General features: G+C 62.3%; 11 protein-coding genes and 5 pseudogenes. 9 read left to right on the top strand and 7 right to left on the bottom strand.

Annotation, left to right across the window (positions count from 1 at the left end; all coding sequences use genetic code 11):
- The 4 genes and pseudogenes from BGN95_RS05075 to BGN95_RS05060 form a co-directional block, all read right to left on the bottom strand.
- A partial coding sequence (locus tag BGN95_RS05075; protein WP_286771850.1) for a ParA family protein occupies nt 1–163 on the bottom strand: 163 nt, incomplete at its 3' end.
- Between the two features lie 161 nt (nt 164–324).
- Nucleotides 325–834: pseudogene (locus BGN95_RS05070) on the bottom strand (Tn3 family transposase); the annotation flags it as partial.
- 106 nt (nt 835–940) lie between these two features.
- Nucleotides 941–1564: an IS21-like element helper ATPase IstB gene (gene istB, locus BGN95_RS05065; RefSeq protein WP_286771849.1), complete on the bottom strand. Its 624-nt coding sequence runs from the start codon at nt 1562–1564 to the stop codon at nt 941–943.
- Nucleotides 1541–1807, bottom strand: a pseudogene (locus BGN95_RS05060) (transcription elongation protein SprT); the annotation flags it as partial. The gene istB and the pseudogene BGN95_RS05060, both read right to left, overlap by 24 nt.
- A gap of 315 nt (nt 1808–2122) precedes the next feature.
- On the opposite strand from BGN95_RS05060, the gene BGN95_RS05055 reads away from it, so the two are divergent.
- Complete coding sequence (locus BGN95_RS05055) at nt 2123–2461, top strand: type II toxin-antitoxin system RelE/ParE family toxin (protein WP_286771837.1); 339 nt, start codon at nt 2123–2125, stop codon at nt 2459–2461.
- Nucleotides 2442–2723, top strand: coding sequence for a helix-turn-helix domain-containing protein (locus BGN95_RS05050; protein ID WP_013038658.1), 282 nt, complete (start codon nt 2442–2444; stop codon nt 2721–2723). Before BGN95_RS05055 ends, BGN95_RS05050 begins: the two co-directional genes overlap by 20 nt.
- Here the strand turns inward: BGN95_RS05050 and BGN95_RS05045 are convergent.
- Nucleotides 2688–2954 carry a hypothetical protein gene (locus BGN95_RS05045; protein ID WP_286771853.1) on the bottom strand — a complete coding sequence of 89 codons (267 nt, stop codon included), beginning with the start codon at nt 2952–2954 and terminating at the stop codon, nt 2688–2690. The genes BGN95_RS05050 and BGN95_RS05045 overlap by 36 nt on opposite strands.
- On the opposite strand from BGN95_RS05045, the pseudogene BGN95_RS05040 reads away from it, so the two are divergent.
- Nucleotides 2941–3075: pseudogene (locus BGN95_RS05040) on the top strand (histidine phosphatase family protein); the annotation flags it as partial. The gene BGN95_RS05045 and the pseudogene BGN95_RS05040 overlap by 14 nt on opposite strands.
- A 137-nt stretch (nt 3076–3212) precedes the next feature.
- Here the strand turns inward: BGN95_RS05040 and BGN95_RS05035 are convergent.
- A pseudogene (locus tag BGN95_RS05035) lies at nt 3213–3834 on the bottom strand (transcription elongation protein SprT).
- A gap of 472 nt (nt 3835–4306) precedes the next feature.
- On the opposite strand from BGN95_RS05035, the gene BGN95_RS05030 reads away from it, so the two are divergent.
- From BGN95_RS05030 to BGN95_RS05005, 6 genes and pseudogenes are all read left to right on the top strand, one after another.
- Nucleotides 4307–4735: a putative toxin-antitoxin system toxin component, PIN family gene (locus tag BGN95_RS05030; protein ID WP_286771836.1), complete on the top strand. Its 429-nt coding sequence runs from the start codon at nt 4307–4309 to the stop codon at nt 4733–4735.
- Nucleotides 4732–5010: a type II toxin-antitoxin system HicB family antitoxin gene (locus tag BGN95_RS05025; protein WP_286771835.1), complete on the top strand. Its 279-nt coding sequence runs from the start codon at nt 4732–4734 to the stop codon at nt 5008–5010. The genes BGN95_RS05030 and BGN95_RS05025 overlap by 4 nt, the downstream gene beginning before the upstream one ends.
- Nucleotides 5011–5016: 6 nt before the next feature.
- Nucleotides 5017–5547, top strand: a pseudogene (locus BGN95_RS05020) (histidine phosphatase family protein); the annotation flags it as partial.
- Nucleotides 5527–6123 (top strand): transposase, encoded by a 597-nt coding sequence (locus BGN95_RS05015; RefSeq protein ID WP_286771848.1) that lies wholly within the window; start codon nt 5527–5529, stop codon nt 6121–6123. The pseudogene BGN95_RS05020 and the gene BGN95_RS05015, both read left to right, overlap by 21 nt.
- Nucleotides 6124–6386: 263 nt before the next feature.
- Nucleotides 6387–6752, top strand: coding sequence for a type II toxin-antitoxin system RelE/ParE family toxin (locus BGN95_RS05010; protein WP_286771834.1), 366 nt, complete (start codon nt 6387–6389; stop codon nt 6750–6752).
- Nucleotides 6745–7029, top strand: a complete 285-nt coding sequence (locus tag BGN95_RS05005; RefSeq protein ID WP_286771833.1) for a Fis family transcriptional regulator — start codon at nt 6745–6747, stop codon at nt 7027–7029. The genes BGN95_RS05010 and BGN95_RS05005 overlap by 8 nt, the downstream gene beginning before the upstream one ends.
- 262 nt (nt 7030–7291) lie before the next feature.
- Here the strand turns inward: BGN95_RS05005 and BGN95_RS05000 are convergent.
- A partial coding sequence (locus BGN95_RS05000; protein WP_286771832.1) for an acyl-CoA dehydrogenase family protein occupies nt 7292–8699 on the bottom strand: 1408 nt, incomplete at its 5' end.

Raw genomic sequence — 8699 nt, 5'->3', positions numbered from 1 at the left:
TGTCGAGCTGGCGCACGTCCTTCCAGAACGAGGCCGTCGCCTGCGGGTCCAGGTCGATGATCGCGGCGACCTTGCCCGCCTGCTCGGCCGCAACCGCCAGACAGGTCGCGAGCGTCGTTTTCCCGACGCCGCCTTTCTGTGAGAGAATGGCGAGAACCTTCATGCTACACTCCTACACATATAGTCTTATACTTGTATACACCGCAAGCCCGGAGGGGAAGCCCTATCGTTCCCGAAATGACAATAGCGAGGCGTTGAATCTGATAGAGGGCATAGCGTGGAAGGTACGCCAGACAACGCTAAGGGCGAACAATCAGTGAACGCCTATGCGACACGGCTATCCGGCGGCAGATTGAGAGCCTTGCGGCCAGTGGAAGCAGCCGCTCTATCCCAGAGGAAATCGCCGGAGAAAGCAATATGCTCCCAGCCTACCGGGGACGTATGGGCAAGGAGATCATCAGGCACTGGGACCAATGCTGATCGTAGATGCTGGGCGGCGGCGTCCATGTAGATCGTGTTCCAATAGACGATCGCCGCGATGACCAGGTTGAGCCCGGATGCCCGATATTGCTGCGCCTCATGGCTGCGGTCGATGATACGGCCCTGGCGAAAGGTGTAGATCGCCTGTGTCAGGGCATGACGTTGTTCGCTGTTGTTAAGGCCCGCATGGCACCGCCGGCGCAGATCGGGATTTTCGAGCCAGTCCAGCATGAACAGGGTGCGCTCGATCTTGCCGATTTCCTGTAGCGCCACGTCGAGCTGGTTCTGTCGCTCGTAGGCAGCAAGCTTTCGTAGCATGACCGACGGCGCGACATGGCCTGCGGATTCCGACGATGGCGCGCATGTATTCCGATCTGATGCCGCGCAGCGTTCCGATTTGATCGCGCGCAGGTGGAGCACCTGATCGTCGGGTGATGATGTCATCGTATTTGTGCTCTGGTCAAGCGGCTGTTGCGGCGTGGTGACGACGCATGGATTCGCCGCTGAGTTCGAGCCGGTGGGCGTTGTGAACGAGGCGGTCCAGGATAGCGTCGGCGTAGGTGGGATCGCCGATCAGGTCGAACCAGCGGGCCACGGGGAGTTGGCTGGTCACCATCGTCGAGCGGCGCCCGTAGCGGTCCTCGAGGATTTCGAGCAGATGGTGGCGGGCATTACCGTCGAGCGGTTCGAGGCCCCAGTCATCGAGCACGAGGAGGTCCACCCTGGCGAGGCTCTTCATGCGCGCGGCGATGCGGCCATCGCCCTTGGCGAGCGAGAGGTCATCGATCAGCCGCAGCAGCCGGGTATAGAGGACCGAGCGGTTGTCGCGGCACGCCTTGTGGCCGATGGCGCAAGCGAGCCAGCTCTTCCCGACCCCTGCGGGGCCGATGATGGCGCAGTTCTCATGAGCGGCGATCCAGTCGCCCTTGAGCAGCATGTCGAACAGCCGACGATCGAGGCCGCGCGTAGCACGATAATCGACGTCCTCGGGCACGGCATGGTGGCGCAGCTTGGCATGCCGCAGGCGAAGGGCAAGGCGCCGGTCGTTGCGCCAGGTCGCTTCGTGATCGAGCAGCAGAGCCAACCATTCGGCATGGCTGGCGTCGGGCGCGTGCGCGAGGTCCGGGCGGATGAAGATTTCAAAATAGCCGTCCGCGCTGAGCCGGTTATCCCAGCATTCACCGATCGCCTTGCCCTTCGCGCCCGTGCTGGTGAAGCCGATCGCCACGCGCACGCGGTCGGGCAGGGGGGCGTCCAGCGCCTCGAACAGCGGAGCCATGCCCTGCGCCACCGCATTGAGCCAGCTTTCGCGAGTTTCGTGGGTCATCGTCCTTACTCCCTTCAAATCGCCTGTCCGGCGATGGCCATGCCATCGGCCGGAACACGGACGCCCAAGAACGCCGGCGAGAGAGGGGGGCAAACAGGATCGACACCGGCGCACGCCAGCACCATGAAGCGAGATCCGCTTGCGATCTCGCTCCCGCCATGTGGGTCGTCACCTTGGGCCAAGACCGCTTGCGGGCTTGGGGAGCGAAGCGAGTAGGGCCACGGTGCCGCGCAGCGGCAGGCGCAAATCCCAGCCTCCGAACGCCCAAGGCGAAGGAGCTTGAATTAATGTCTCCGTTTTGATACACCCAGCCCCATGAAGCCGGTAGAGTGGTTGGGAAGTAGCAAGGCCGATGTTCGCGCCTTCCCGGAAGATGCGCGAACAGATGCCGGTTGGCAGCTTGAGCTTGTCCAACGCGGCGACGATCCCGACGACTGGAAGCCCATGAAAACCGTGGGGCAAGGCGTTCGGGAAATTCGCATCCGGGAAGCATCGGGCGCGTTCCGGGTGATCTATCTGGCGACGTTGGAGGACCGGGTTTTGGTGCTTCATGCGTTCCAGAAAAAGACGCAGGCAACGGCAAAGAAAGACCTCGAACTCGCGGCGCAAAGGTTGAAACGATGGAAGGCGAGCAATGACATCGGAAATCTATGAGAACGTGTGGGACGCGCTCGCCGATACCGAGCAGGAGGCCGCGAACCTGAAACTGCGCTCGTCCTTGCTGTATGAAATCCGCAAGGTGGTGCAGGGCTGGAATGTCTCACAGGACGAAGCGGGCAAGCGGCTTGGGCTGACACGGCCCCGGACCAATGATCTGCTGCGCGGCAAGCTGGCCAAGTTCTCCCTGGATGCGCTCGTCAACATTGCAGCGTCGGCCCATCTACACGTCGAGTTGACGCTGAAAGAAGCGGCCTGAGCGACGGGCAAAATGGCAGGCCATCGCCCGTTTCGCGATCTTGTGGCTGATCGCATGAAGGATTGGAGTCTGGAGCGCCGCGCCCAGTATGAGGCGCGCAAGGCGCAGTTCGAGGCCGAGCTGACCGGCCAAGCCGCGACGCACGCGGCGATCGAGGAACTGGAAGCGGGGAAGGGGGCACGCTTCCCCAGCGTCGATGCGCTTATGACGGATTTGCATGAGCACCGGCAACGCCGGCGTGCCATGTCACGATCTGGCGACGGTCGAGCTGACGGAGCGGGGCCAGGAACAGGCGCGCGAAGTCGCGGCGAGCTGGACGCAAGCGCCCGCGCTCATCGTCACGTCGCCCTATAGGCCCCTGTGCATTATTCGGACACAGATGATAGCCCAAGTCTGCATGACGGCTCCTGCTAAGCGACTAAGCGGCTTATATCGCTTAGTCGCTTAGCAGGCAAGTCGCGCCGCTTAGTCGGGTATTCGCTTAGTCGCTTAGCCTCCCCCTTCGCCTTCCTCGTCGTCCAGCGGCTCATGTTCCATGCGGCCATGATCCTCGATCGGGCAAAGCGGGGCACCGGCCAATTCAAGCCATTTACGCGCGGTCCTGACGGTATAGCCGCACGTCGCGCACTCGCATTTGAGCATCCGGGTTTTCTGCTTCTTGGGCGCGGTGGATTCGCCGTCCGTATCGAGACGGGCATGGGGGAGGGGACCAACGGCCTCCAAGATCGGCGCGATGGCCGACAGGAACGCCTCGCCGGGAGTGGTTGCGCGCATCGGCCCGACAAGGCCAAGGCCAAGGGCGACCCGTTTAAACGCCTGCCGGGATGCCGACAGCGGCGTGGACCAGCTCATGCGCGAGAATGGCCGCGATCTGCGCCGGCATGGCGTCGGGCGCATGGGCGAGGTCCGGGCGAATGAAGATTTCAAAATGCCCGTCCGCGCTCAAGCGATTATCCCAGCACTCGCCGATCGCCTTGCCCTTGCGGCCCGCGCTGGTGAAGCCGATCGCCACGCGGATACGCGCGGGCAGGGGGCTTTCCAGCACCTCGAACAAGGGGGCCATGCCCACGGCCGCCCGATTGAGCCAGCTTTCCCGGTTGTCCTGCGTCATCGTCCTAATATATAACTCCCTTCAAATCGCCTGACCGGCGATGGCCAGGCCATCGGCCGGACACGGACGCCCAAGAACGCCGGCAGGAGAGGGGGGCAGCGGGAATCGACGGGGTGGTGCGGCCGCAGCGCAGCGAGGCGCGGCCCGTCTATTGCCGTTGCTGGGGAGAGGGGGCGGAACGCTCTCTCCCCACGCAAACGGACGACGCGCCGGCGCAGGCCGGCACCATGACGCGAGATCCGCGCAGCGATCTCGCCCCCGCCATGTGGATCGTCACCTTGGGCTAAGACCGCTTGCGGGCTTGGGGAGCGCGAGCGACTAGAGCCACGGTGCCGCGAAGCGGTAGGCGCTTAATCGCTTAGTCGGTTATTGGCTTAGCCCTGATCGCGCCGCGCAGAATCCGAATGACGGGGAAGGGGGAAGGGCGCTCCAAGCCCTCTGGAAAAACATCCTATAGGATGTTATATAGGCGATGATGCAACGGGTCGTGTTGGATACGTCGGTGATTGTGGCGGCGCTGCGGAGCCGGACAGGTGCGGGCTTCGCGTTGTTGAGCGCCGCTCGGCATCGCCGGTTCACGCTGCTCGCCACATCGGCCTTGTTTTTCGAGTATGAGGACGTGCTGAAACGTGACGCGCAGCGTGAAGCCTCCGGTCTGTCGCTGGACGATGTGGACAGGCTGCTAGGTGCGCTCGCTATCTTGGTCGAGCCGGTCGAGGTTCATATGCGCTGGCGTCCCCAGCTCCGTGATCCTGATGATGAAATGGTGTTGGAAGCGGCAATCAACGGACGCGCTGATGCGCTCGTGACCTACAATATCCGGGATTTCAGCGATGCCGCGCCCCGGTTCGGGGTCCGGTTGCTTCGGCCGGCCGATATGTTGAAGGAGTTAAGCGAATGAGCAAGGCGACTTACCCGCTCAAGCTGCCCGCCTCGATCAAGACGGCGGCGGCCCGACTGGCGAAAGAGGATGGGGTCAGCCTCAATCAGTGGATCGCAACTGCGGTGGCGCAAAAAGTCGGCGTGGTGGAAACGGCTGCGGAGTTCTTCAAGCGGCGCTCCAAGGGCTACACGCTGGACGATCTCGACCGCGTTCTCGAGAAGGTGCCCAATCGTGCGCCCGAGCCAGGCGACGAATTGCCGGAAGGCTGGACGCCCGATCGCCTGCGCCAGTAATCAGGCATGAGGGCCGTATTCATCCCCCACGGCGAAAGCACCGGCAACGCCGGCGTGCCCTGCACCGATCTGGCGACGATCGAGCTGACGGAGCGCGGCCACGAACAGGCGCGCGCCGTCGCGGCGAGCTGGGCCGAAGCGCCCGCGCTCATCGTCACCTCGCCCTATACCCGCACCCGACAGACGGCCGCGCCGACGATCGCGCGCTTTCCCGGCGTGCCGGTGGAAGTCTGGCCGATCGAGGAGTTCACCTATCTCCAACCGGCGCGCTGGAACGGCACGCGCAGCGCCGAACGGATGCCGCACCTCGAACGCTATTGGAACGAGGCGGACCCGGATTATTGCGACGGGGAGGGGGCGGAGAGCTTCGGCACCCTGCTACGGCGCTGCGAGGCGGCGCTGACGCGCCTCGCCGCCATGCCAGAGCGATCGCTGGTCTATGTGTTCTGGCATGGGCAGTTCATCCAGGCCGCGCGCGCGATCGTCGCCGACGCCCATCTGGACGATCGGGCCAAGATGCTCGGGTTCTGGCGCAAGAGCGCCGCCGAGATCTGGCCGGACGAACCGGCCAAGGCGCGGCAGAAGGACACCGACGCGCGCTGGACGCTGAAGTTCGCCAAGGCCCGGCCCACCGTCGATGGCAGGCCACAACCCGATATTGCGATCCCGAGCTTCGGCTACAAAAGCAGCATCGCAATCTGCCGGGCCTTCGGCTTCATCCGCAAAGGCAAGGTCACCGATGGTGCGCGCTACGACGGGCGTATGCTGCGCGACGTGGTGACGGGCGACAACACCGCCTCGGATGTCTGGGCCGATACCGCCTACCGCAGCCAGAGCAACGAGCGCTGGTTGAAGGCCCAGGGTCGGGTCAGTCGTATCCACCGCAGGAAGCCCAAGGGCCGGCCGATGCCGGAGAACATCCGCCGCGGCAACGCTACCAAGTCCAGGGTCCGGGCGCGGGTCGAGCACGTGTTCGCGCACCAGAAGGCGAAAATGGGCCTGTTCGTCCGCACCATCGGCATTGCCCGCGCCGAGGCCAAGATCACGCTCGCCAACCTGGCCTTCAACATGCACCGCCTGATCTTCCACGAGACGCGGACAACCACGGGATAGCTGCGCCTCCGATCATCGGAAAACCCCGGAGCAGCAGGCCACCGCCGACAAATCCAGCAATATCATGACCCAACACCCCGAACTCGCGCCGCTCGCCGTCCTCCTGCCCAATGTCCGCTCAGATCCGCGGGTAATTGGAGGTGCCCACCTCGCTGAACTGTTCGCGATTTCGCGCCCTACCGTCTATCGCACTCTCGGCAGGCAAGCGACGGGCATTGCCACCGGGTTGAAATCGGCTTGACTATGCACCTTATATAGTGCATATGAATGGCATGGGATCGGGAACTGCACAACGCATCGAGCTGGTGTTCTACCAGACCGAGGCAGGCAATGTACCCGTTCGCGACTGGTTGCTCGGCCTCCCCGAAGTCAATCGCCGCGAGATTGGCCAGGACCTGCAGCGGGTCCAGTTTCGTTGGCCGGTCGGAATGCCGTTGGTCCGCCCGATGGGCAAGGGTTTGTTCGAAGTGCGGACGTCCTTGTCTGACGGCACGATCGCCCGCGTGTTGTTCTGCTTCCACCAAGGCGAGCTTTACGCGCTGCATGGATTCATCAAGAAGTCGCAGAAGACGCCTGCGGCAGATTTTGAATTGGCCCGAAAGCGCCAGAAAGAGGTTGGAAATGGCTGAGAACAAACATCGCGGCCCGACGCTGGACAGCTTTCTCGAGGAAGAAGGCGTCCTCGCGGAATTCCAGGCCAAGGCCATCAAGGAAGTCATCGCCTGGCAACTTGCCGAGGCGATGCGCGAACGCAAGCTCAGCAAAAAGCGACTGGCGCTCTTGATGCATACCAGCAGGACCCAGGTTGACCGCGTGCTTGATCCCACCGATGGTAATGTCACCATCGAAACCCTGCAGCGCGCGGCGGCCGTCGTGGGACGCAGAGTCGAACTCGCGCTGATCTGATACGCGACCCGGGCTCGGTCGAGCACGTCAATGTTCTACATATGTCCGAAAAATCGTTGTCTGGCGCACAAACCTTGACGTGACGTCATTCACCACCGGATCATAGGGCGGGCGCCCAGGTCAAAGAAACCCGGCTGCCCTGCCATCATCGCCTCCACTGCAACGCAAAGCCAGTGAATCACGCGACCGCATCAAACACCACGAGTTTTTCGAGGTGTCCAGGTGTTCACCTGCGCGCCATTGTCGGAATCCGCCGTGTCCATCAGTTTGCATGCAGCAACGCTGCCCCCACTTTGACTTGGGGCGCGATACCGGCTGCGGCAGGCACAATCTGGCTTAAGAAGAATTCCACAACCTGTACTTTTGCTGCCCTGAACGCCGCTCCTTCCGCATCAACCGCACGCGCTTGCCTTAAGAGCCGCCAACCTGCCACCAGAGTTGCTGTCATAGTGAGAAAGGCGTAGCTCCCTGCTAGTCGATCATTGATGTCGGCCGTCAACAGCCAAGCAGCGCCATCGGACACGGCCTTGTGCAACTTCAACATTTCCTTCTCGTCGTGCAGATCTGCCGCGACCTCGTTAAGGAGACCTCGCATGGCCGCACCACCATCTGCCCAGAGCTTACGGCTGACCAGATCTGCCGCCTGGATACCATTCGTGCCTTCATAAATGGAGGTAATGCGCACATCGCGATAGAACTGGGCAATGCCGGTTTCTTCGACATAGCCCATACCGCCATGGACCTGGATAGCGAGGGAGGCGACCTCGGAGCCTATGTCAGTGCACCAAGCCTTGGCCAATGGGGTGAGCAGGCCGAGCCGCGCGGCAGCGCCTTCAACCTCAGCAGCCTGACGATCAACCCACCCTGCCGTGTAGTAAATGATCGCGCGCGCGGCTTCGGTGAGCGCGCGCATGCGCAACAGCATCCTGGCGACATCCGGATGTTCTCTGATAGGAACGGGGTGCTTGCCAGAAGAGCCATCAGCGCGAACCGACTGGATGCGCTCCCGCGCAAAAGCGACCGCCTTCTGCGTAGCTGCCTCTGCGATCTGAACGCCTTGATTTCCGACGTTCAGCCTCGCGCTGTTCATCATCGTGAACATTGCCTGCATGCCGGCATTTTCCGCACCGACAAGTTCACCGATACAGCCACCTTCCTCACCGAAACTCATAACGCATGTCGGCGAGGCATGCAGACCGAGTTTATTCTCGATTGACAGGCAACGCACGTCATTGAACGCGTCTGGAAGGCCTCGCGCATCCAGACGATATTTCGGGACAAGGAATAGTGAGATACCGCGGGTGCCGCCGGGTGCCCCTTTGATACGAGCCAGTACGAGATGGACAATGTTGTCTGCTAGATCGTGCTCACCAAATGAAATGAATATCTTGGTTCCCTTAATCAGATACTGATTATCGCCGACCGGCTCAGCGGTGGTGGAAAGCGCGCCGACGTCGGATCCCGCCTGCGGCTCCGTAAGATTCATTGTTCCAGACCACTCGCCGGTTATCAAGCGAGGCAGCCAGCGCGCTTGCTGATCGACCGAACCATGCGAAGCGATCGCATCGATCGCGCTGATTGTTAGGCCGTGAATGAGGGTGAGGGCAAAATTCGCTGAACCAAAGCATTCCAGCGCCGCCGTGGTTAGTGAGAATGGCTCTGTTGCAAAG

It is taken from the genome of Sphingomonas sp. 66-10 (assembly GCF_001897045.1).
In the GTDB taxonomy this organism is placed as follows: Bacteria; Pseudomonadota; Alphaproteobacteria; order Sphingomonadales; family Sphingomonadaceae; genus Sphingomonas; species Sphingomonas lycopersici.
The sequence above is the reverse complement of the archived record's forward strand: the minus strand, read 5'-3'. Positions and strand labels throughout refer to the sequence as shown.